Origin of the sequence: Mycobacterium sp. 852002-51152_SCH6134967 (assembly GCF_001667105.1) — a bacterium.
In the GTDB taxonomy this organism is placed as follows: Bacteria; Actinomycetota; Actinomycetes; order Mycobacteriales; family Mycobacteriaceae; genus Mycobacterium; species Mycobacterium neumannii_A.
Map to the genome: position 1 here is coordinate 38,935 of NZ_LZIK01000015.1, position 22,959 is coordinate 61,893.

The window sequence follows — 22,959 nt, forward strand, 5'->3', positions numbered from 1 at the left end:
TCAAAGCCCGCCCGAGCACAGGAGAGGCCATGTCGTACCCCCAAGGACCACCCGGCAGCCCGGGATACCCGCAAGCACAGCAGCCGACCACCCAGTTCTCCGCGCCGACGCAGCAGTTCGGCAGGACGCCGGAGAGCTCATCCTCGGCTTCCGACGTCGCGAGCAAGCTGCCTCTCTACTTGGCCGCCGCCGTGGCGCTGTTGGGACTGGCGGTGTACCTCGCGAGCTTTGCGCCCCTGTTCACGATCTCCGCGTCGGATTTCCCGGGCCTGGGCACCATCAGCGGAAGCTCGTTCGGTCTGGTGCTCGCCGTCGCGGCGTCACTCGTCGCGGGCCTGCTCGCCGGAACGGCGCTCCTGCCGAGGCAGGGCGTCCACACGTCGGTGTACGCAGTGCTGGCGGTCGCCGCATTCCTCCTGATCATCGCCGAGGTGATCAACCGGCCCAGCGGTGCCGCGATCGATTGGGGCCTGTACCTGATCATCGCGTTCTCGCTGTTCCAGGCGATCATCGCGGTGGCTGCGCTGCTGTTCGAGTCGGGCGTCATCACTCCGCCTGCGCCGCGTCCCAAGTACGACCAGTCCTACGGGCATCAGCAGTACGGCGCACCGGGCCCGTACTACGGTCACCAGGGCCAGCAGCACCACGGCGGACCGCAGCAGCGGCCGGGATACCCGTCGACGTATCCGGGCGGCTATCCGGGCGGCCCGTCGACCGGCGGCTACCCGGCAGCCCAGCAACAGGGCCATCCCCAGGGGCAGCAGGGCCCGCAGGGGCAGCAGGGTCCGGCGACGCCGCCGACCGGGTTCCCCGCGTACGGTCAACCGCCGTCGCCGTCGTCTTCGCAGACGTCCTCACCGACGACGCAGAACCCGGAGCAACCGTCGTCTTCCTCGCAGTCAGGTCCGCCGCCTTCCTGAGGTGAGCCAGTAGTCTGAGCCGCGCGTGCGTCACCGCCGCACGGCAGCCTGACACAGGAGCGGCTCAACCAGTGGATCAACGGCCAGTCGGCGCACGCCAGGCGCGTGAGCTGCTTCGGGTCGCGTTCGGGCCGTCGTTGGTGGCGCTTGTCGTCATCGCGGCGATCGTGTTGCTGCAACTGCTGATCGCCAACAGCGACATGACCGGCGCCCTCGGCGCGACCGCGAGCATGTGGCTCGGCGTGCACCTGGTGCCGGTGTCCATCGGCGGCGCCGAACTCGGGGTGTTGCCGCTGATGCCCGCGTTGGCGATGGTGTGGGGCACTGCCCGCACGACCGCGGCGGCGACCAGTCCGAACGCGTCGTGGTTCGTGACGCGCTGGGTGGTGGCCTCGGCACTGGGTGGGCCGTTGCTGATCGCCGCGATCGCGTTGGCCGTCGTCCACGACGCGGCGTCGGTGCTCACCGAACTGCAGACGCCGCACGCGTTGCGCGCCTTCGGCGGCGTGCTGGCCGTACACGCGATCGGTGCTGTGGTCGGCGTCGGGTCCCGGATCGGGGCGCGGCTGATGGTCGCGGCCTCGCTGCCCGCCTGGCTGCCGGACGCGGTCCGCGCCGCGGTCGCGGGTGTGCTCGCGCTGGTCGGCCTGTCGGGTGTGGTGATGGCGGGTTCGCTGGTTGTGCACTGGTCGACGATGGACGAGCTTTACTCGATCACCGACTCGATGTTCGGCCAGTTCAGCCTGACCCTGCTGTCGGTGCTGTACATCCCGAACGTGCTGATCGGAACGGCGGCGGTGGCGGTCGGGTCGAGCGCACACGTCGGGCTGGCCACCTTCAGCTCCTTCACCGTCTTCGGCGGCGACATCCCGGCGCTGCCGGTGCTCGCCGCGGTGCCCTCGCCGCCGCTGGGCCCGGTGTGGGTGGCGTTGCTCATCGTCGCGGCAGCCTCGGCGGTGGCGGTCGGGCAGCAGTGCGCACGACGCCCGCTTCCGCTGGGCCCGGCGATGGGCAAATTACTTGTCGCCTCGGCGCTGGCCGCACTCATCATGGCGCTGCTCGGCTACGCCGGCGGTGGCCGGCTGGGTAACTTCGGCGACGTCGGCGTCGATCAGACAACCTTCGGGCCCGCGGTGTTTCTGTGGTTCGCCGGAATCGGGGCGTTGACGGTGGTGATGGCAGGCGGCATCGCCCGCAGGCCGCGGGCACCCAAGGCGTTCGTCGCCCCTGACCCCGACATCGACCCGGAATCCGACGTGGAGGCTGACGTAGCCGCGGAGCCCGAACCCGAACCGGAATCCGACGACGCCGTACCGGAACCCGGGCCCGAGGTCGTCGGCGATGAGCCCTTCCAAGCCGAATCCGAAGTCGCGGAGGGCGTCGGTGCTCCCGACCAGGCCGAGACCGCCGCGGACCTGCCGAACGACACCGTGGACGACATCGTCGAGGACCCCGAAGAGCACTTCATGGCGGACGACGACGGTCCGCCCGGCACCCATTAGGCTGCCAGGCGTGCAGCAACCCCTCCGCGTACCGCCGAAGGTTCCTGCGCGGGTCGTTGTGCTGGCGTCGGGGACCGGGTCGCTGCTTCAGTCGCTGTTGGACGCCACCGCGGGCGAATACCCCGCATCGATCGTCGCCGTCGGCGTGGACCGGGACTGCGCTGCTGTCGACATCGCCGCGGCCGCCTCGATTCCGTCCTTCACCGTGCGGCTGCGCGACTACCCGGACCGGGCGGCGTGGGACGCCGCGCTCACCGAGGCCACCGCCGCCTACGAGCCCGACCTGATCGTCTCCGCTGGGTTCATGAAAATCCTTGGGCCACATTTTCTCTCGCGGTTCATGGGTCACATCATCAATACACATCCGGCACTGCTGCCCGCCTTTCCCGGCGCGCACGCGGTGGCCGATGCGCTCGCCTATGGCGTCAAGGTGACCGGCTGCAGCGTGCATCTGGTCGACGCGGGAACCGACACGGGGCCGGTGTTGGCGCAGGAGGCGGTGCCCATCCTCGATGACGACGACGAGGCGACATTGCACGAACGGATCAAGGTCGTCGAACGGCGACTTCTTGCCGAGATACTGGCCGCGGTGGCTGTCCGCGGTGTGACCTGGACGGGACGAAAGGCGACATTGGGATGACCGAGGGCAAGCGGCCGATCAGGCGGGCGCTGATCAGCGTCTACGACAAGACCGGCCTCGCCGAGCTGGCCCGAGGGCTGCACGAGGCCGGGGTCAGCATCGTGTCCACCGGGTCGACCGCGAAAACCATTGCCGCGGCCGGTGTTCCGGTGACCCCCGTGGAAGAGGTCACTGGCTTCCCCGAGGTGCTAGACGGCCGGGTCAAGACCCTGCACCCGCGGGTGCACGCTGGGTTGCTCGCCGATCAGCGCAAGCCCGAACACGTTTCGGCGCTGGCCGATCTCGGCGTCGAGGCCTTCGAACTCGTCGTGGTCAACCTCTACCCCTTCGCCGAGACCGTCGCTTCCGGCGCGAGCATCGACGAATGCGTCGAGCAGATCGACATCGGCGGCCCGTCGATGGTTCGGGCCGCCGCGAAGAACCACCCGAGCGTCGCGGTGGTCGTCGATCCGCTGGGTTACGACGGTGTGCTCGCCGCGGTGCGGTCCGGCGGGTTCACGCTGGCCGAACGAAAGATTCTGGCGTCACTGGCATTTCGACACACAGCCGAATATGACGTAGCCGTCGCCTCCTGGATGGGTGCCGTGCTCGCGCCGGAGGAGCCCGCTCAGAAGCTGCCCGCGTGGGTGGGCGGCACGTGGCGGCGCAGCGCGGTGCTGCGCTACGGCGAGAACCCCCATCAGCAGGCCGCCCTCTACCGCGACGAGGCCGGGTGGCCGGGCCTGGCGCAGGCCGAGCAGTTGCACGGCAAGGAGATGTCCTACAACAACTACACCGACGCCGACGCTGCCTGGCGGGCCGCCTTCGACCACCCCGAGATCTGCGTGGCGATCATCAAGCACGCCAACCCATGCGGTATCGCGATCTCGTCGCAGTCGGTGGCCGACGCGCACCGCAAAGCCCACGAATGCGATCCGCTGTCGGCGTTCGGCGGTGTGATCGCGGCCAACACCGCGGTGTCGGTCGAGATGGCCGAGACCGTCGCCGACATCTTCACCGAGGTGATCATCGCGCCCGCCTACGAAGCCGGCGCGGTGGACGTGCTCACCCGCAAGAAGAACATCCGGGTGCTGGTGGCCGCCGAACCGCAGCCAGGCGGCACCGAGTTCCGTCAGGTCAGCGGTGGTCTGCTGGTACAGCAACGCGACGAGTTCACCGCTGACGGCGACGACCCGCTCAATTGGACCCTGGCCACCGGCGAGCCCGCCGACCCGGCGACCCTGGCGGACCTGAAGTTCGCGTGGCGGGTATGCCGGGCGGTCAAGTCGAACGCGATCGTCGTCGCTGCGGACGGCGCCACCGTCGGCGTCGGCATGGGCCAGGTGAACCGCGTCGACGCCGCCCGGCTCGCGGTGCAGCGGGCAGGCGACCGGGTACGCGGCGCGGTCGCCGCCTCCGACGCGTTCTTCCCGTTCCCCGACGGGCTGGAGGTGCTGACCGAAGGCGGCGTCAAGGCGATCGTCCACCCGGGCGGTTCCGTGCGCGACGAGCAGGTCACCGAAGCCGCTGCCAGAGCGGGTATCTCGCTCTACCTCACCGGTGCACGGCACTTCGCGCACTGATGTCTGGTTGATCTCGGCCGAAGACGGCGGGAGGTGGTTATGTTGCACAGCATGTTCACTGCGTCGCGCACCGCCGCCGCCCTGCTGCTGGCGACCTTTGTGCTGGTCTCGTGCACGCGGACCGTGGACGACGCACGCGCTGTCGCGGGTGAGGACCTGTCGGCGGCGGCCGATTCCGGGGCACTCGACTCGTCGCAATGCGAGGCCGTCGACAACCCATTGACGACGATCCCGGCCAAGAACGACAACGAGCCGGTGATGCGGATCCCGACGCCGCCGGGGTGGGAGCGGACCACGATGATGGATTCGGAACTGATCCGCTTCGCCATGCGCAACGACGACCTGACCGCGCAGGGGTTCACGCCGAACGTCGTGGTGACGCTCGAGAGCGCGCCCGGTGTGCAGGACGCGGGCCTGATCTTCACCAACATGCGCGATGCGCTCGAGTCGGGCATCGGCGCCACGGACGTTCGCGAGACCGAGGGCACGGTGTGCGGCGTGCCCGCCAGGATGTTCGACTACCAGATGCCGGTGATGGGCAACGTCGCGCCGCATCCGGCCGTCGCGCTCGGCGCGGTGATGCGCACCGAAGGACGGACTTTCGCGGTCAGCGTGACCGTCCAGACGTTGGTCCCCGAGGACCCGACGTATCAGCGGGACAGCCAGACGATCCTCGACGGGTTCCAACTTCTGCCGCCGTCGGCGGGGTGAGACGCCGCGGTGAGCGTGCAGAAGTGGGCGGACGTGAACGCCGCAGGCATGGGAAACCCGCACGCTCGCGAGACAAGTCGTAGCTTGGAGTGGTGACTCAACCCCAAGATCTACCCCGCACCGTCGGCGAGCTGAGGGCCTCGGGCCATCGCGAGCGGGGCGTCAAGCAAGAAATCCGGGACAACCTGCTGGCCGCTCTGGCGGAGGGACGCGACGCGTGGCCGGGCATCCTCGGCTTCGAGGACACCGTCATTCCGCAGCTGGAGCGGGCGCTGATCGCCGGCCACGACGTGGTGCTGCTCGGCGAACGCGGGCAGGGCAAGACCCGGCTGCTGCGCGCGCTGACGGGTTTGCTCGACGAGTGGACCCCGGTGATCGCGGGTTCGGAGCTGGGCGAGCACCCGTACGACCCGATCACCCCCGAGTCCATCCGGCGCGCGGCGGACTCGGGCGACGACCTGCCGATCGCGTGGCGGCACCGCAGCGAGCGCTACACCGAGAAGCTGGCCACCCCCGACACCAGCGTGGCCGACCTGGTCGGCGACATCGACCCGATCAAGGTCGCGGAGGGCCGCAGCCTCGGCGATCCGGAGACCATCGCCTTCGGCTTGATCCCGAGGGCACACCGGGGCATCGTCGCGATCAACGAGCTGCCAGACCTCGCCGAGCGCATCCAGGTGTCGATGCTCAACGTGATGGAGGAGCGCGACATCCAGGTTCGCGGGTACACGTTGCGGTTGCCGCTCGACGTCCTCGTGGTCGCCAGCGCCAACCCCGAGGACTACACCAACCGCGGCCGGATCATCACCCCGCTCAAGGACCGGTTCGGCGCCGAGATCCGTACGCACTACCCGCTCGAGCTCGAGGCAGAGGTCGGCGTCATCACCCAAGAGGCGCACCTGGCCGCCGAGGTGCCCGAGTACCTGATCCAGGTGTTGGCACGGTTCGCCCGTCATCTACGCGAGTCGCGGTCGATCGACCAGCGCTCAGGGGTTTCGGCACGCTTCGCGATCGCCGCGGCCGAGACCGTCGCCGCGGCCGCGCGTCACCGGTCGGCGGTGCTCGGGGAGCAGGAGCCGGTGGCCCGAGTGGTCGACCTGGGCTCGGTCGTCGACGTGCTGCGCGGCAAGCTCGAGTTCGAGTCCGGCGAGGAGGGTCGCGAGCAGGCGGTGCTCGAGCACCTGCTGCGCCGGGCCACCGCGGACACCGCGCAGCGCCTGCTCGGCGGCATCGACGTCGGACCGCTGGTGGTCGCGATCGAGAACGGCTCGGCCGTCACCACCGGTGAGCGGGTCTCGGCGCGCGAGGTGCTGGCCGCGGTGCCGGAGGTGCCCGCGATCGCCGAGATCCAGAAGCGGCTCGACGCGAAGTCCGACGGGCAGCGAGCGGCCGCGGTGGAGCTGGCCCTCGAGGCGCTGTATCTGGCCAAGCGGATAGACAAGGTGTCCGACGAGGGCGAAACGACCTATGGCTAGACACATCTCGCGGTATTCGCGATACACCGGCGGGCCCGACCCGCTGGCGCCCCCGATCGATCTGCGCGAGGCACTCGAGCAGATCGGCCAGGACGTGATGGAGGGCAGTTCGCCGCGCCGCGCGCTGTCGGAGATGTTGCGCCGCGGCACCACGAATATGCGCGGCGCCGACAAACTCGCCGCCGAGGCCAACCGTCGTCGCCGGGAGTTGTTGGCTCGCAACAACCTCGACGGCACACTGGCCGAGGTCAAGAAGCTCCTCGACGAGGCGGTGCTCGCCGAGCGCAAGGAGCTGGCGCGTGCCCTCGACGACGACGCGCGGTTCAACGAGATGCGCATCGAGTCGCTGCCGCCGTCGCCTGCCAAGGCCGTCCAGGAGCTGTCGGACTACGAATGGCGAAGCCCCGAGGGACGCGAGAAGTACGAGCAGATCAAGGATCTGCTCGGCCGCGAGATGCTCGACCAGCGGTTCGCGGGTATGAAGCAGGCGCTGGAGAACGCGACCGACGAGGACCGGCAGCGGGTCAACGAGATGCTCGACGACCTCAACGAGTTGCTGGACAAGCATGCCAAGGGCGAGGACTCCCAAGAAGACTTCGACGACTTCATGAACAAGCACGGCGAGTTCTTCCCGGAGAACCCGCGCAACGTCGACGAACTGCTGGATTCGCTGGCCCAACGTGCAGCGGCCGCCCAGCGCTTCCGCAACAGCCTGAGCGCCGAGCAGCGCGCGGAGCTGGATGCGTTGGCGCAACAGGCATTCGGTTCCCCCTCCCTGATGAACGCGCTGAACCGCCTCGACTCCCATCTGCAGGCGGCCCGGCCCGGGGAGGATTGGGGCGGTTCGTCGAACTTCTCCGGGGACAATCCGCTCGGCATGGGTGAGGGCGCTCAGGCGATGGCCGACATCGCCGAACTCGAGCAGTTGGCGGAGGCGCTGTCGCAGAGTTATGCCGGGGCCACGATGGAGGATGTCGACCTCGACATGTTGGCCCGCCAGCTGGGGGAGGACGCCGCCGTCGATGCGCGCACACTGGCCGAGCTGGAACGGGCGCTGATGGACCAGGGGTTCCTGGACCGCGGGTCCGATGGCCAGTGGCGACTGTCGCCCAAGGCGATGCGCCAGCTCGGGCAGACGGCGCTGCGCGATGTGGCGCAACAGCTTTCGGGTAGACACGGTGAGCGTGACACCCGCAGGGCGGGCGCGGCCGGCGAGCTGACGGGCGCGACCCGGCCGTGGGCGTTCGGCGACACCGAGCCGTGGAACGTGACGCGCACCCTCACCAACGCGGTGCTGCGCCAAGCCGGGAATCTGGAAAGGAGCCCGAGTTCACCCATCCAGATCACGGTCGAGGACGTCGAGATCTCCGAGACCGAGACGCGCACCCAGGCAGCGGTGGCGCTGCTGGTCGACACGTCGTTCTCCATGGTGATGGAGAACAGGTGGCTGCCGATGAAGCGCACCGCGCTGGCGCTGAACCATCTCGTCAGCACGCGGTTCCGGTCGGATGCGTTACAGATCATCGCGTTCGGACGCTATGCCCGAACCGTGACGGCCGCCGAGCTCACCGGCCTGGAGGGCGTGTACGAGCAGGGCACCAACCTGCACCATGCGCTCTCGTTGGCCGCGCGCCATCTACGTCGTCACTCCAACGCCCAGCCGGTGGTGCTCGTCGTCACCGACGGGGAGCCGACGGCACACCTGGAGCGCGGCGCGAACGACGACCGCTCTTCTGCTGTGTTCTTTGATTACCCGCCGCATCCGAGGACGATCGCCCACACGGTCAAGGGCTTCGACGAGGTCGCCGCGCTCGGCGCGCAGGTGACGATCTTCCGGCTGGGCAACGATCCGGGGCTGGCCCGGTTCATCGACCAGGTGGCGCGGCGGGTGGAGGGCCGCGTGGTGGTGCCCGACCTCGACGGGCTGGGCGCCGCGGTTGTCGGCGACTATCTGAGGTCTCGCCGACGACGTTGACGCCGGTGGGATCAGGTGGCCTTGCGCTTCTTGCGCTTGACGCCGACTCGGCCCCACAGGGAGAAGCCGCGGATGCACACGCACGGCGCGCCAGGCGAGCCCTCACCCTCCACGGACCGGTCGAAGGTGCCCATCACACCGACGCCACGCAGGTCGACGTTGACCTCCGGCGGCACCAGGATCGTCTGGCCGCCGAAGATCGAGTACGAGTGGATTTCCACCTCCGGTGAGGTGAAGTCGGCGTACCGCAAATCCACCACTCCGCCGCCGAAGAGGGCGAACGTGGTCATCCGCCTCGGCACGTTCCAGCGACCGCGGCGCTCGAAGCCGCTCATGATCGCCAGCAGCATCGTCGACGGCGCAGGCCGGCACGGGCCGCCGCTGCGCCCCCGGGTGATCGCGCCGGGCAGGTCAGCCGACAAACGGTCCAGCTCGTCGTACGTCTGCGCGGCATACGCCCTGGTCAGACGGTCCTCGTACTCATTGAGTTGAAGTCGGCCCTGGGCGGCGGCATCAGTGAGCAGCTGTGCCACCTGAATTCGATCGGTGTCAGCAGCACGCATCGGACCGCTCCGCGACGCTGGATTGCTCATCGGATACGAGCGTACGACGAACCGTGGCACATGCAAGCAAGTAGGCCAAACTGTGGCCTGACTCGCGAGGGCGAAGAATCTAGATGGGCGAACTTATTGCCCGGCTGCCAGAAATTCGGCGAACCCGAGCACGCCCGTCCGGTTCTGCGGAACCAGGTTGGCGCCCGACCGCAATGCGTTCCCGATTCGTCCAGGCACGGGCACCGGAAGGGTCCGGCGCCGGCTCGCCGTGGCCTCGAGATACATGCGCGCCAACTCCGGGTGGGTGTGCACCTCGGGCCCACCGACGTCGGGCGCCCTGCCCGCCGGTTCGGTGCCGGCCAGTTCCACCAGCCGAGCCGCGACGTCGGCGGTGTCGATGGGCTGAAACCGAACCCCGCGAAACGTCCACATCACGGGGGAGTACCGCTGCAGCGCGAAGATCGTTTGGATCAGATCGTGGAACTGTGTCGCCCGCAGCACCGTGTGGCCGACGCCGGACGCCTCAAGGACCTGTTCGGCGCGCAGCTTCGTGCGGTAGTACGGCAGCGGAATGCGGTCGATGCCGACGATCGACACGTGCACGATGTGCGCGACGCCGACCCGGCGGGCCGATGCGACGAGGTTGCGCATCGCCGTGACGTCCTTGTCGCCGATCGGTTGCGTCGCGCAGTTGACCACGACCTCGATACCGTCGACCGCCGCGTCCAGGCCCGCACCCGTGGCCAGGTCGGCCTGGGCCCAGTGCACACCGGTGTATCCCACATGGCTTTTGCGGCTCAGCGCCCGAACGTCGTGGCCGGCGTCGATCGCCTCCGGTACCACGCGGTGGCCCAGTGTGCCCGTTGCCCCGGTGACGAGAACCGTACGTGACATCAGCCTCACACTATGCCCGTGGTCAAGCCCTTCGGGGACGCCGAGTTCTGCGCAGACGCGCCGACACAGCGAGAATCACACGGTGAATTAGGGTGTTCCCGACGAGAGGCGAGAACCGTGACGCCAGACCAGCAGGAGCAGCAGGAGCGCAGCTCTCGCCTTGGCGGCTTGAACACTCTGCAACAGCGGTTCGAGAGCTCGCCCGTGGGCAGGGTGGTCATCAGTGTCGGCATCGTGGTCTTCGTGGTCGTCGGAATCGTATGCAACCTGCCCGACTCGCCGATCAAGCGTGAGCTGCTTTCCGTCGTCGAGCCGATCGCGGTGCCCGCCGCGCTCGACCAGAGTTGGGCGATGTATGCCAACCCGAGCAGGCGCCAAGACTCCGTCGAGGTGCAGGTGCGCTTCGCTGACGGTCAGACCCGGGTGTGGACCTTCGAGCCCGGCGCCAGCGGCGTCGGGTGGTGGGACCGTTGGCTGCTGCTCAGGTATGCCGCCCTTCTGGACTCCGACTTCCGGCGGCAGCTGGCTCACTGGGTGGTCCGCGAGGTGAGTAAGCCGAACGACAAGGCCGTGGGCGTCACGATGCTGCTGCACACCGAGACGTTGACGGCGCCGGGTGAGGAGTCGGCCGAGACCCGGCGCCCCGTCGCCTCCAAACTCCTCTACCAAGAGGTTCTGGCGGGCGCGCGATGACCGCCGGGGATCGAGTCCGGTCGGCGTGGGGTTCCGCCGCCGACCGCTGGAACGCCTTCTTCTTCACCGCTCGGCCCGCCTACCCGCTGGGTCTCGTGCGGATCGGGTTCGGTCTCGTCATCGTCGCCTGGTGCCTGACGCTGATCCCAGATCTTCTCGGCGTCTTCGGAAGTCAAGGGGTGGAGCCCGAGCATCCCCGGGTGAACTTCCAGTGGAGCGTCTTCCAGATATGGCCGGGCGACAACGCGCTTCTCGCCGGGTGGGTGGTGCTGCTGGTGGCCGCCGTCGCGATGACTCTCGGTTGGCACAGCCGGGTGGCGGCGGTCCTCGTTTTCGTTCTGCTGCAGTCTTTTCTGCGACGCGGTGAGCATTTCTTCAACGCCGGGGATTCCATCCTCACCGTCACCGCCCTGGTTTTGGCGCTTTCCTCGTGCGGTGCGGCGTTGTCGCTGGACCAGCGACGGCTCGCCGGTGCGTTCTGGTCTGCACAGACCAGGGCGGTATGGCCGGTTCGGCTGCTGCAGATCCAGTTGTCGATCATCTACCTGGTGACCGTCCAGGCGAAGCTGGCGAACAAGAGCTGGGTGGACGGCTCCGCGGTCTTCTACGCATGGGGGACCGACGGCCGATGGGCGCTGTTGCCTGCTCCGGAGTGGTTGGCGGCCAACGCGATTCTGGTGAACCTCATCGCGTGGGGCACCCTGTTGATCGAACTGGCGCTGGCGATCCTCGTCTGGAGCAGACGCTGGCGGTACTGGGTGCTGGGGGCGGGCGTGGTGATGCACCTGACGATCATGGTCAACCTTAACGTTGCGTTCTTCAGCGTCGCGATGTTCGTGCTGTACCTGGCGTTCGTTCCGGGCGAGGCGATCGAGCGCCTGCCGACGCGGTGGAAAGCCAAGCGCGACAACCGCTTGTCAGATCAGCCGCCGCCACCGTCGTTTGAACAGTCGGCGGTGCCCTAGGACTCGGCCGAACTGGCCCACCTCGGCTGGCGCTTCTCGAGGAAAGCGAGCATGCCTTCGCGGGCCTCCTCGGAGACGAACAACTGGGCGCTCTGCGCGGTGAGCTCTTCGGCGCGACGGTCAAAGGATTCCAGGATGGGCGCTGTGACCAACGCCTTCGAGGTCGCCAACCCCTGCGGCGACGCCTTGCCGATCGCGGCGGTCAACTCGGCGACGGTGGCATCGACATCGTCGGAGGCGATCGTGATCAGCCCCATGTCGGCCGCCTCCGCGGCTCCGAACTTCTCGCCGGTGACGAAGTAGCGGCTCGCCGCGCGACTGGTCATCCTGGGTAGCAGGGTCAGCGAGATGATCGAGGGCGCGACACCGATGCGTGCTTCGGTCAGCGCGAACGTGCTTCGGCGGCCGGCCACCACGATGTCGCATGCGCCGACCAGCCCGAGCCCGCCGGCGCGGACGTGCCCGTCGATGGCGCCCACCACCGGGACCGGCAGCTCGACGATGCGGCGCAGCAGCCGGGTCATCTCACGGGCTCGGTCGACGGCCAGGTCACCCGGGTCCCGCCCCGCGGCTTCACTGAGATCGGCTCCCGCACAGAATGTCCCGCCGGTATGACCCAGTACGACGACCCGCACGTCGGCATCGGCGACGGCGTCGGTGAAGCCCTGGTGCAGCTGTTCGACCAGCGCGGTCGACAAGGCGTTGCGGTTGTCCGGTGAATCGAGGGTGAGTTGGGCGACGGCCCCGTCGACCGCATAACCGACCAGTGCGCTCATCAGTGCGGCCCCATCAGTAGGAACGGGGCAGCCCGAGCGAGGTCTGCGCGATGAAGTTCAGGATCATCTCCCGGCTGACCGGCGCGATGCGGGCGAGCTTCGACGCCGTGACCGCGGCGGCGATGCCGTACTCCTTGGTGAGGCCGTTGCCGCCCATCGACTGCACCGCTTGATCGACCGCGCGCACCGAGGCCTCACCTGCGGCGTACTTGGCCATGTTCGCCGCCTCGGCGGCACCGACGTCGTCTCCCGCGTCGTAGAGCGATGCCGCCTTCTGCATCATCAGCTTCGCCAGTTCGATCTCGATATGGTTCTGCGCCAACGGGTGCGACAGCCCCTGGTGGGCGCCGATCGGTGTCTTCCAGACTTGACGGGTCTTGACGTAGTCGACGGCTTTGTTGATCGCGAACCGGCCCATGCCGACCGCGCTCGCGGCGCCCATGATGCGCTCGGGGTTCAAGCCGGCGAACAGCTGCGCGATCGCGGCGTCCTCGGAGCCGACCAACGCGTCGGCGGGCAGCCGGACCTCGTCGAGGAAGAGCTGGAACTGGTTCTCCGGGCTGACCAGTTCCATCTCGATCTTGGTCGCGCTCAACCCTTTTGTGTCGGTCGGTACGATGAACAGCGCCGGGCGAAGAGATTCGGATTTGTGGGCTCCCTCTTTATAGGCACGGCCGACGACGAGCACCGCCTGCGCTTGATCGACGCCGGAGATGTACACCTTCTGCCCGGACAGGATCCAGTCGGCGCCGTCGCGGCGCGCGGTGGTGGTGATACGGTGGCTGTTGGAGCCGGCGTCGGGTTCGGTGATCGCGAACGCCATAGTGATCGACCCGTCGGCGATGCCGGGCAGCCAACGCTCCTTCTGGTCGTCGGTGCCGAACTTGGCAATGATGGTGCCGTTGATCGCGGGCGAAACGACCATCAGCAACAGCGGGCAGCCCGCCGCCGACATCTCCTCCATCACGATCGACAGCTCATACATACCTGCGCCGCCGCCACCGTACCCTTCGGGCAAGTTCACCCCGATGAACCCGAGTTTACCTGCCTCCGACCACAACTCGTCGGTGTGTTCGTCGGCGCGCGCCTTCTCCAGGTAGTAGTCCTGGCCGAAGTTCGCGGCCATCGCGGCGACCGACTTGCGTAACGCCTGCTGCTCTTCGGTCTCGACGAAACTGCTCACTGTTCTCCTTCGGATCGGGCGACGACTCGGGCGATGACGAAGCCGACATCGACTTGCTGACCGGGTTCGACGTTGAGTTCGGCGACCACACCGTCGCTGGGTGCGGTGACGGTGTGCTCCATCTTCATGGCTTCCAGCCACACCAGCGGTTGGCCTGCGGTGACGGTGTCGCCGGCCGCGGCGCCGACGCGCAGCACCGAACCGGGCATCGGCGCCAACAACGAGCCGTGTGCGACGGCGTCGTCGGGGTCCCCGAACCGCGGTTTGGCGATGAGATGCACCGGGCCCGAGGGTGAGTCGACAAATACGTCCTGGCCGTAGCGTGCCACTTCGAACGGTCGGTCCACGCCCGCCACGGTCAGCACGACCCGCGTCGGTGATGCCGAAAGGAGCGAAACGTCGTCGTGGTCGGGCAACTCGAGACCCGAGCGGGTGAACCGGTATCGGACGTCGTGCTCGCTGCCGCCGGTGTCCGCGTACCGCTTGATCTGGTGGCCCGACACCAGATTTCGCCAACCGCTGGGGGCGGCCGCGAATGCCGTCGCAGCGCTGCGGTTCTCGGCCCCATCGGCCAGGGCGGCGGCAACTGCCGACAACGCGACCGTGCGGCCGTCGGTGAGCGGTGCCGACAACGCCCCCAGCCCGTGGGTGTCGAAGAACGCGGTGTCGGTGGCACCGTCGAGGAACGCCGGATGACGAAGCACGTTGACCAGCAGATCGCGGTTGGTGCGCACGCCGTGAATGCGACTGCGCGACAGTGCATCGGCGAGGATGGTGGCCGCCTGGCGACGGTGGGGCGCATAGGAGATCACCTTGGCCAGCATCGGGTCGTAGAAGATCGACACCACCGATCCGTCGACCACCCCGGAATCCACCCGGACGTTGGCTGGGACCTCGAACCGGCGCACGGTGCCCGCCTGCGGCTGCCAGCCCTTCGCCGGATCCTCGGCGTAGAGGCGCGCCTCGATGGCATGGCCCCGTGATGGCGGCGGTTCGGCGTCGAGCCTGCCCCCGTCGGCGACAAGCAGTTGCAGCTCGACCAGATCCAGGCCGGTGGTCTCTTCGGTCACCGGGTGTTCGACCTGCAGCCGGGTGTTCATCTCGAGGAAGTAGAAGTCGCCGGACGCATCGGCCATGAACTCCACGGTGCCCGCTCCGGTGTAGCCGATCGCAGACGCGGCCAGCCGCGCGGCATCGAACAGCTTGGCGCGCATACCCGGTGTGCGCTCGACGAGCGGCGAGGGCGCCTCTTCGATGATCTTCTGGTGGCGCCGCTGGATCGAGCACTCGCGTTCACCGACCGCCCAGACGGTGCCGTGTTCGTCAGCGAGCACCTGAACCTCGACATGGTGCCCGCTGGCCAGGTAGCGCTCGCAGAACACCGTCGGGTCGCCGAATGCGGATGCCGCCTCCCTGCGGGCGGCTTCGACTTGGCCCGGCAACTCCGACAACTCACGCACCACGCGCATACCGCGGCCCCCGCCGCCTGCCGAAGCCTTGATCAACACGGGCAATCGGTCGGAGGTCACGCCGTCGGGGTCCAGCTCGTCGAGTACGGGGACACCCGCGGCGGCCATCATCTTCTTCGCCTCGATCTTGCTGCCCATCGCGGCCACCGCTGCGGGTGGCGGCCCGATCCACGTCAGACCCGCCTCACCTACCGCGCGCGCGAATTCGGCGTTCTCAGACAAGAATCCGTATCCGGGGTGGACGGCGTCGGCGCCTGAAGCCGCAGCCGCGGCGATCAGCTGATCGGCGTCGAGGTATCCCGTGCGGCCGCTCAGGCGTACCCGCGCGTCGGCCTCGCCGACATGCGGGGAGTGCTCGTCGGGGTCGGTGTAGACGGCGACCGTACCGATGCCCAGTCTCCTGCATGTCGCGAACACCCGACGGGCGATCTCGCCGCGGTTGGCGACCAGAACTCGAGTGATCATGTGCTTCTCCCGCGCCGAGTCTGAGGATGTGATCGAGACATCCGGGAGATATCGCGCATAAGTTCAGTTTCGGGGGACGAGAACATCGCGCTCACATCCGGAAGACGCCGAAGTTCGACGTCCCCTCGATCGGGCCAGTGGCAATGGCGGACAGACACATTCCAAGGACGGTGCGCGTGTCGCGGGGATCGATCACTCCGTCGTCGTAGAGCCTGCCCGACAGGAACATCGGAAGCGACTCGGCGTCGATCTGCGCTTCCACCGCGGCCCGCAGCGCGGCATCGGCGTCCTCGTCCACGGCCTGGCCGCGGGCCTCGGCGGCAGCGCGGCTGACGATCGACAGCACTCCCGCCAGCTGTGTTCCGCCCATCACCGCGGACTTGGCGCTGGGCCAGGCGAACAGGAACCGCGGGTCGTACGCGCGGCCGCACATTCCGTAGTGACCCGCGCCGTACGAGGCTCCGATCAGCAGCGAGATGTGCGGCACGGTCGAGTTCGACACGGCGTTGATCATCATCGAGCCGTGTTTGATCATGCCGCCTTCCTCGTACTTGCGGCCGACCATGTATCCGGTCGTGTTGTGCAGGAACAACAGTGGGGTGTTCGATCGGTTCGCCAGCTGGATGAACTGGGTGGCCTTCTGCGACTCCTCGCTGAACAGGACGCCGCGCGCGTTGGCCAGGATGCCGATCGGGTAGCCGTAGAGCCTGGCCCACCCCGTCACCAGTGACGACCCGTACATCGGCTTGAACTCGTCGAATTCTGACCCGTCGACGACGCGGGCGATCACATCGCGCGGATCGAACGGGATGCGCAGATCCGCGGGCACGATGCCGACCAGTTCCTCGGCGTCGTAGAGGGGTTCGACGACCGGTGCGGGCTTCGGGCCTCGCTTGTGCCAGTTCAGCCGGGCGACGACGCGCCGTCCGATGCGGATGGCGTCGGCCTCGTCGAGCGCGAAGTAGTCGGCCAGACCCGAGGTGCGGGCGTGCATTTCGGCTCCGCCGAGAGACTCGTCGTCGGCTTCTTCGCCGGTGGCCATCTTCACCAACGGCGGCCCGGCCAGAAACACCTTCGACCGCTCCTTGATCATCACGACGTGGTCGGACATGCCGGGGATGTAGGCCCCACCTGCGGTCGAGTTGCCGAACACCAGGGCGACGGTCGGAATGCCGGCCGCGGACAACCTGGTCAGGTCGCGGAACATCTGCCCGCCGGGGATGAAGATCTCCTTCTGTGTCGGCAGGTCCGCCCCACCGGACTCCACCAGAGAGATCAGCGGCAACCGGTTCTGTAACGCAATCTGGTTGGCGCGCAGGATCTTCTTCAACGTCCACGGGTTGCTGGTGCCGCCCTTGACGGTGGGATCGTTGGCGACGAGCAAGCATTCGACGCCCTCGACCGCGCCGATGCCGGTGACCACGCTGGCGCCGACGGTGAAGTCGCTGCCCCACGCGGCGAGCGGGCTCAACTCCAGAAACGGTGAGTCGGGGTCGATCAGCAGCTCGACGCGCTCGCGGGCGGTCAGCTTGCCGCGGTCGTGGTGCCGCTGCACATACTTCTCGCCGCCGCCGGCCAGCGCTTTGGCGTGTTCGGTGTCGAGCTCGGCGATCTTGGCGGTCATCGCGGCCGCCGCCGCACCGAACGTGGGCGATGCGGCGTCGAGCGTGGATCGAAGAGCGGTCATGACTGGAATCCCAACGTCTTGGCGGCCAGGGAGGTGAGTATTTCGGTTGTGCCGCCACCGATCCCGAGGATCCGCATGTCGCGGTACTGACGTTCGACCTCGGACTCGGCCATGTAGCCCATGCCGCCGAACATTTGGACGGCCTGGTTGGCCACCCATTCGCCGGCCTCGACGGCGGTGTTCTTGGCGAAGCACACTTCGGCGATCAGGTTGGTCTCACCATGGATCTGCCGTTCGACGACGTGGCGGGTGTACACCCGTGCCACGTCGATCCGCCGCGCCATCTCGGCCAGCGTGTTCTGGACGTGCTGTCGTGAGATCAGCGGGCGGCCGAAGGTTTCCCGGTTTCGGCACCACTCGACGGTGAGGTCGAGGCAGCGTTGCGCGCCGGCGTAGGCCTGCGCGGCGAGTCCGACCCGTTCGGAGACGAACGCCGCCGCGATCTGCAGGAAGCCCGAGTTCTCCGCGCCGACAAGGTTGGCGGCGGGGACCCGAACGTCGGTATAGGACAGTTCGGCGGTATCCGAGGAGCGCCAGCCCATCTTGTCGAGCTTGCGGGTGACTTGAAATCCGGGAGTCCCCTTGTCCACGACAATCAACGAGATTCCAGCCGCGCCCGGCCCGCCGGTGCGCACCGCGGTCACGACGTAGTCGGCGCGCACACCCGACGTGATGTACGTCTTGGCGCCGTTGATGATGTAGTCCTCGCCGTCGCGATCTGCGCGGGTGGTCAGGTGTCCGACGTCCGAGCCGCCGCCCGGTTCGGTGATCGCGAGGCTGCCGATCTTCTCACCGCGCAGAGTGGGCCGCACATACGTGTCGATCAAGCACTCGTCGCCCGAAGCGATCATGTGCGGCACCGCAATTCCCGAGGTGAACAGCGAGGCGAACACGCCACCGGGCGAGCCCGCGTAATGCATTTCCTCGCAGATCACCACCGCGTCGACCCCGTCGCCGCCGCCCCCGCCGACCGCCTCGGGGAAACCGGCGCCCAGCAGCCCGGCCTGGCCGGCCTTGAGGTGCAGGTCGCGCGGCAGCTCGCCGTCGCGTTCCCACTCGTCGACATGGGGAAGCACCTCACGCTCGACGAACGTCCGCACGGTCTTACGCAGTTGTTCGCGTTCTGGAGTGTGCCAAATGCTCACGCCAACAGCTCCTCTGGGATATCGACGATCCTGCTGCGCAGCCATTCGCCGAGCCCCTTCGCCTGCGGATCGAACCGTGCCTGGTAGGCGACACCCTCGCCGAGGATGTCTTCGATGACGAAGTTGACCGCGCGGAGGTTGGGCAGCACGTAGCGCGAGACCGGCAGATCCGCTGTCTCGGGCAGGAGTTCGCGCAACTTGTCGATAGTCAGCATGTGCGAGAGCCACCGCCACTGCCGGTCGGTCCTCACCCACACGCCGATGTTCGCGCTGCCGCCCTTGTCCCCGCTGCGGGCGCCGGCGATGAGGCCGAGAGGCGCGCGTCTCGTCTCGCCGAACGGAATCGGCTCAGGGAGGGCGGCCGGCGGCACGGGCCTCAGATCCAGAGTTTCCCCCGCGGGCGGTATCTCGACACGGGAACCGTCGGCGTGCACGGCGACGTGGGGCACCTCGGCGGCAGCGACGTAGGCCGGCTTGAACACGCCGTAGACCTGCCCTTGCGAGGGCGGGCTGGTGGCGTGGAAGCCCGGATAACTCGCCAACGCGAGTTCGACTGCCGCGGAGGAGAACTGGCGGCCCACATTTTCGGGATCGGGGTCACGGACCACGCAGCGCAACAGGGCGCTCGCGGCCTCTTCCGTGTCGGCGTCGAGGTGGTCGGTGCGCGCCAGCGTCCACTCGAGCTGGGCCGGTTTGACCGTCAGGGCCGTCTCGAGCTGGCGCCGCACCAATTCCGCCTTGGCCTCGATGTCGAGCCCCGTCAGGACGAGCGTCATCTCGTTGCGGAATCCGCCGATGCTGTTGAGCGAGACCTTCAGCGTGGGCGGCGGCGGCTCACCGCGCACACCGGAGATCCGCACCCGGTCCGGTCCGTCGCCGGACAGCTCGATGCTGTCGACGCGCAGCGTCGCGTCGGGGTTGGCGTAGCGCGCCCCGCCGATCTCGTACAGCAGTTGTGCTGTGACGGTGTCGACGGTGACCGCGCCGTCGGTGCCGAGGTGTTTGGTGATGACCGAGGAACCGTCCGAATGAATCTCGGCGAGCGGAAACCCCGGCCGGGTCAAAGCGCCCAGATCGGGAAAGTCGCGGGCGAAGAACGCGTAGTTGCCGCCGGTGGCCTGGGCGCCGCATTCGATGACATGGCCGGCCGCGACCGCGCCGGCGAGCCGGTCGTAGTCGGTGCGACCCCAGCCGTGGTGCGCGGCGGCCGGCCCGACAGTCACCGATGCGTCGGTCACTCGCCCGGTCACCACCACGTCGGCGCCGGAGGCGAGGCACTCGGCGATGCCCCAGGCGCCCAGGTAAGCATTGGCCGCCAGCACCGAGTTGGCCGCGAGAACCGAGCCGAAGCCGAACTCGTCCGCGCGCGCGAGCAGGTCGTCACCCTCGACGTGTGCCACGTTGACCGTCAATCCCAACCGGTCTGCGAGCGCCCGCACCGCGTCGGCGAGCCCGGCCGGGTTGAGCCCGCCGGCGTTGGTGACGATGCGCACACCCCGGTCGAGTGCCAGGCCGAGGCACTCTTCGAGTTGGGCCAGGAACGTCTTGGCGTAGCCGCGGTCAGCGGACTTGGCGCGGTCGCGCGCCAGGATCAGCATCGTGAGCTCTGCGAGATAATCGCCGGTCAGGTAGTCGAGATCGCCGCCGGTGAGCATTTCGCGCATGGCCGCGAGCCGGTCGCCGTAGAACCCCGAGCAGTTGCCGATCCGGACCGGACCACGTGTAGAGATCACGCGGGCTCCCTTCGTCGCGGACGCTGCCAACCAACCGGTAGGTTAACGATGACCAGCGGTACCGCGTCAAGGTTCGGGGCATCGACTTCCGCTGTTTTGGAGGCTACGCAGGTCGTTGGCTATCCTGAAAGACACTTGCCGGCGCCTAACCGCGCGCGCGGCGCCAGACTTACCCCCTCAAGAGGAGATCTCGACCATGGCTGTGCCCAAGCGCAGGATGTCGCGCGCGAACACCCGTAGCCGGCGCGCGCAGTGGAAGGCCAAGCGCACGGAACTCGTGGGCGTCAACGTCGCCGGTCAGCAGCACAAGGTGCCGCGCCGGCTGCTCAAGGCCGCCCGCCTCGGCCTGATCGACCTCGACCGCCGCTAACCCGGCGCCGGGCGCACCGGGTCCCGGCGCGCCTCTCAGGTCACTCTCAGACAGGGGGTTGACACTGTGGCTGTGCGCATACTTGTCGTCGACGACGATCGCGCGGTGCGCGAGTCGCTGCGCCGTTCGCTCTCATTCAACGGATACTCAGTAGAACTGGCCGGGGACGGCGTCGAGGCGCTGGAACGAATCGCCAGCGATCGGCCCGATGCCCTGGTGCTCGATGTGATGATGCCGCGCCTGGACGGCCTCGAGGTGTGCCGTCAGCTTCGCAGCACCGGTGACGACCTGCCGATCCTCGTCCTGACGGCGCGCGACTCCGTCTCCGAACGGGTCGCCGGTCTCGACGCCGGAGCCGACGACTACCTGCCCAAGCCGTTCGCGCTCGAAGAGTTGTTGGCCCGGATGCGGGCGCTGTTGCGTCGCACGGGCCCCGACGACGGCGTGGAGTCGGCCGCGATGACCTTCTCCGATCTGACACTCGATCCTGTCACCCGCGAGGTCACCAGGGGTCAACGCCAAATCAGCCTGACCCGCACCGAATTCGCGCTTCTCGAGATGCTGATCGCCAATCCGCGCCGGGTGCTGACGCGCAGTCGCATCCTCGAAGAGGTGTGGGGCTTCGACTTTCCGACGTCCGGTAATGCCCTCGAGGTGTACGTCGGTTACCTGCGCCGCAAGACCGAAGCCGAAGGAGAGCCGCGACTGATCCACACCGTACGCGGGGTGGGTTATGTGTTGCGCGAAACACCTCCCTGATGTCCGTTCCGAATTACGGGGCTATACCCCAGCCCGAATCGCCTCGACCGCCGTCGAGAACCAGTTCGGTGTCGCTGCGGTGGCGCGTGATGCTGCTGGCGATGTCGATGGTGGCGATGGTCGTCGTCCTCACCACGGTGGCGGTCTGGGCGGTGGTGTCGCGCGCGTTGTACGACGACGTCGACAACCAACTGCGCAACCGGGCGCGGTTGCTCATGGAAAGCGGCTCGCTGCAAGCCGATCCGAGTAAGGCGATCGAGGGCACCGCGTACTCGGACGTCAATGCGATGCTGGTGATCCCCGGCCGAGCGATCTTCACGGCCAACCAACAGGGGCAGACGCTGCCGCTGGGCGAGCCCGAAAAGGCCGTCCTGCGAGGGGATCTGATCATGTCGCTGCGCACCGTCGATCATCAGCGGGTGCTCGCGATGCACCTGTCCAACGACAGCTCGCTGTTGATCTCCAAGAGCATGGTCCCCACCGCCGCGCTGCTCCGACGGTTGAGCACGGTGCTGATCATCGTAGGCGGGATCGGGGTTGCGGTTGCCGCGATCGCAGGTGGTGCCGTCGCGCGTGCGGGCCTACGTCCTGTGGCGCGGTTGACCCAGGCCGCCGAGCGGGTGGCGCGCACCGATGACCTGAGGCCCATACCGGTGTTCGGCAGCGACGAACTCGCCCGTCTCACCGAGGCGTTCAACATGATGTTGCGCGCGCTGGCGGAGTCGCGCGAACGCCAGGCCCGCCTCGTGACCGATGCCGGCCATGAGCTGCGCACCCCGCTGACGTCATTGCGCACGAACGTCGAGCTGTTGATGGCGTCGATGGCACCCGGTGCGCCGCGGTTGCCGGAGGACGAGATGGCCGAACTGAGGGCCGATGTGATCGCCCAGATCGAGGAATTGTCCACACTGGTGGGTGATCTGGTGGACCTGACGCGAGACGACGCGGGTGTCACCGTGCACGAGACGGTCGACCTCGCCGAGATCGTGGACCGGTCGCTGGAACGAGTTCGCCGCCGCCGCAACGACATCGAGTTCGAGGCGACGACCACACCGTGGCTGGTCTACGGCGACTCGGCCGGCTTGGCGCGCGCCGTGCTCAACCTGCTCGACAATGCCGCGAAATGGAGCCCTCCCGGCGGCCTGGTGACGGTCCGACTGATGCAGATCGACGCGATGAACGCCGAGTTGGTGGTCTCCGACTACGGCCCCGGCATTCCGCCCCAGGAGCGTCCGCTCGTGTTCGAGCGGTTCTACCGGTCCACAACGGCGCGGTCGATGTCGGGCTCGGGCCTCGGATTGGCGATCGTGAAGCAGGTCGTGCTCAAACACGGCGGTTCGCTGCGAATCGAAGACACCGTTGCCGGCGGGCAACCACCCGGCACATCGATGCACGTGGTACTGCCGGGGCGGCCCGCGCATGAGCACGCCGCCGAGTGGGTCGTTCCCCGACACGCCCCTGCCGAGTAGCCCGGCGCGGGC

Annotated in this window: 20 protein-coding genes; 12 read left to right on the top strand and 8 right to left on the bottom strand. The window is 68.1% G+C overall.

Annotated elements, in window-relative coordinates:
- The first annotated feature begins 29 nt into the window (after nucleotides 1-29).
- From A5790_RS04445 to A5790_RS04475, 7 genes are all read left to right on the top strand, one after another.
- Entirely contained in the window at nucleotides 30-920 is an 891-nt protein-coding gene (locus A5790_RS04445) for a DUF5336 domain-containing protein (RefSeq protein ID WP_066841584.1), read from the top strand.
- A 71-nt stretch (nucleotides 921-991) separates the two neighbouring features.
- Nucleotides 992-2,422: a DUF6350 family protein gene (locus A5790_RS04450; protein WP_066841585.1), complete on the top strand. Its 1,431-nt coding sequence runs from the start codon at nucleotides 992-994 to the stop codon at nucleotides 2,420-2,422.
- A gap of 10 nt (nucleotides 2,423-2,432) precedes the next feature.
- Nucleotides 2,433-3,062, top strand: a complete 630-nt coding sequence (purN, locus tag A5790_RS04455; protein ID WP_066841586.1) for a phosphoribosylglycinamide formyltransferase — start codon at nucleotides 2,433-2,435, stop codon at nucleotides 3,060-3,062.
- Nucleotides 3,059-4,624 carry a bifunctional phosphoribosylaminoimidazolecarboxamide formyltransferase/IMP cyclohydrolase gene (purH, locus tag A5790_RS04460; protein ID WP_066841587.1) on the top strand — a complete coding sequence of 522 codons (1,566 nt, stop codon included), beginning with the start codon at nucleotides 3,059-3,061 and terminating at the stop codon, nucleotides 4,622-4,624. Before purN ends, purH begins: the two co-directional genes overlap by 4 nt.
- A 51-nt stretch (nucleotides 4,625-4,675) precedes the next feature.
- Complete coding sequence (locus A5790_RS04465) at nucleotides 4,676-5,335, top strand: hypothetical protein (RefSeq protein WP_066841633.1); 660 nt, start codon at nucleotides 4,676-4,678, stop codon at nucleotides 5,333-5,335.
- Between the two features lie 92 nt (nucleotides 5,336-5,427).
- Complete coding sequence (locus A5790_RS04470; RefSeq protein WP_066841634.1) at nucleotides 5,428-6,810, top strand: sigma 54-interacting transcriptional regulator; 1,383 nt, start codon at nucleotides 5,428-5,430, stop codon at nucleotides 6,808-6,810.
- Nucleotides 6,803-8,785 carry a VWA domain-containing protein gene (locus A5790_RS04475; protein WP_066841588.1) on the top strand — a complete coding sequence of 661 codons (1,983 nt, stop codon included), beginning with the start codon at nucleotides 6,803-6,805 and terminating at the stop codon, nucleotides 8,783-8,785. The genes A5790_RS04470 and A5790_RS04475 overlap by 8 nt, the downstream gene beginning before the upstream one ends.
- An 11-nt stretch (nucleotides 8,786-8,796) precedes the next feature.
- Here A5790_RS04475 and A5790_RS04480 read toward each other — a convergent pair whose 3' ends face one another.
- Nucleotides 8,797-9,378 (bottom strand): DUF1707 domain-containing protein, encoded by a 582-nt coding sequence (locus tag A5790_RS04480; protein ID WP_066841589.1) that lies wholly within the window; start codon nucleotides 9,376-9,378, stop codon nucleotides 8,797-8,799.
- 93 nt (nucleotides 9,379-9,471) lie between these two features.
- Nucleotides 9,472-10,233 carry an SDR family oxidoreductase gene (locus A5790_RS04485; RefSeq protein WP_066841590.1) on the bottom strand — a complete coding sequence of 254 codons (762 nt, stop codon included), beginning with the start codon at nucleotides 10,231-10,233 and terminating at the stop codon, nucleotides 9,472-9,474.
- 117 nt (nucleotides 10,234-10,350) lie between these two features.
- Between A5790_RS04485 and A5790_RS04490 the strand changes: the two genes are divergently transcribed.
- Nucleotides 10,351-10,926 carry a hypothetical protein gene (locus A5790_RS04490; RefSeq protein ID WP_156656297.1) on the top strand — a complete coding sequence of 192 codons (576 nt, stop codon included), beginning with the start codon at nucleotides 10,351-10,353 and terminating at the stop codon, nucleotides 10,924-10,926.
- Nucleotides 10,923-11,891, top strand: a complete 969-nt coding sequence (locus A5790_RS04495; protein ID WP_066841592.1) for an HTTM domain-containing protein — start codon at nucleotides 10,923-10,925, stop codon at nucleotides 11,889-11,891. Before A5790_RS04490 ends, A5790_RS04495 begins: the two co-directional genes overlap by 4 nt.
- On the opposite strand, the gene A5790_RS04500 is transcribed toward A5790_RS04495, so the two are convergent.
- From A5790_RS04500 to A5790_RS04525, 6 genes are all read right to left on the bottom strand, one after another.
- Complete coding sequence (locus A5790_RS04500; protein ID WP_066841593.1) at nucleotides 11,888-12,667, bottom strand: enoyl-CoA hydratase family protein; 780 nt, start codon at nucleotides 12,665-12,667, stop codon at nucleotides 11,888-11,890. The genes A5790_RS04495 and A5790_RS04500 overlap by 4 nt on opposite strands.
- A gap of 13 nt (nucleotides 12,668-12,680) precedes the next feature.
- Nucleotides 12,681-13,865: an acyl-CoA dehydrogenase family protein gene (locus A5790_RS04505; protein ID WP_255361504.1), complete on the bottom strand. Its 1,185-nt coding sequence runs from the start codon at nucleotides 13,863-13,865 to the stop codon at nucleotides 12,681-12,683.
- Nucleotides 13,847-15,784 (bottom strand): biotin carboxylase N-terminal domain-containing protein, encoded by a 1,938-nt coding sequence (locus A5790_RS04510; protein ID WP_066841595.1) that lies wholly within the window; start codon nucleotides 15,782-15,784, stop codon nucleotides 13,847-13,849. The genes A5790_RS04505 and A5790_RS04510 overlap by 19 nt, the downstream gene beginning before the upstream one ends.
- Before the next feature lie 91 nt (nucleotides 15,785-15,875).
- Complete coding sequence (locus tag A5790_RS04515) at nucleotides 15,876-17,471, bottom strand: acyl-CoA carboxylase subunit beta (RefSeq protein ID WP_066841596.1); 1,596 nt, start codon at nucleotides 17,469-17,471, stop codon at nucleotides 15,876-15,878.
- Complete coding sequence (locus A5790_RS04520; RefSeq protein WP_066841597.1) at nucleotides 17,468-18,616, bottom strand: acyl-CoA dehydrogenase family protein; 1,149 nt, start codon at nucleotides 18,614-18,616, stop codon at nucleotides 17,468-17,470. Before A5790_RS04520 ends, A5790_RS04515 begins: the two co-directional genes overlap by 4 nt.
- The gene (locus A5790_RS04525) at nucleotides 18,613-20,346 is read right to left on the bottom strand and encodes an acyclic terpene utilization AtuA family protein (RefSeq protein WP_255361505.1); all 1,734 of its coding nucleotides are present in this window, start codon (nucleotides 20,344-20,346) and stop codon (nucleotides 18,613-18,615) included. The genes A5790_RS04520 and A5790_RS04525 overlap by 4 nt, the downstream gene beginning before the upstream one ends.
- A 199-nt stretch (nucleotides 20,347-20,545) precedes the next feature.
- On the opposite strand from A5790_RS04525, the gene rpmF reads away from it, so the two are divergent.
- The 3 genes from rpmF (at nucleotide 20,546) to A5790_RS04540 (ending at nucleotide 22,947) form a co-directional block, all read left to right on the top strand.
- Nucleotides 20,546-20,719: a 50S ribosomal protein L32 gene (rpmF, locus tag A5790_RS04530; RefSeq protein WP_064350598.1), complete on the top strand. Its 174-nt coding sequence runs from the start codon at nucleotides 20,546-20,548 to the stop codon at nucleotides 20,717-20,719.
- 72 nt (nucleotides 20,720-20,791) lie between these two features.
- Nucleotides 20,792-21,478, top strand: a complete 687-nt coding sequence (locus A5790_RS04535; RefSeq protein ID WP_064399516.1) for a response regulator transcription factor — start codon at nucleotides 20,792-20,794, stop codon at nucleotides 21,476-21,478.
- A complete protein-coding gene (locus tag A5790_RS04540; RefSeq protein ID WP_066841598.1) occupies nucleotides 21,478-22,947 on the top strand; it encodes a HAMP domain-containing sensor histidine kinase in 1,470 nt (489 codons plus the stop codon). Before A5790_RS04535 ends, A5790_RS04540 begins: the two co-directional genes overlap by 1 nt.
- The last annotated feature ends 12 nt before the right edge of the window (nucleotides 22,948-22,959 follow it).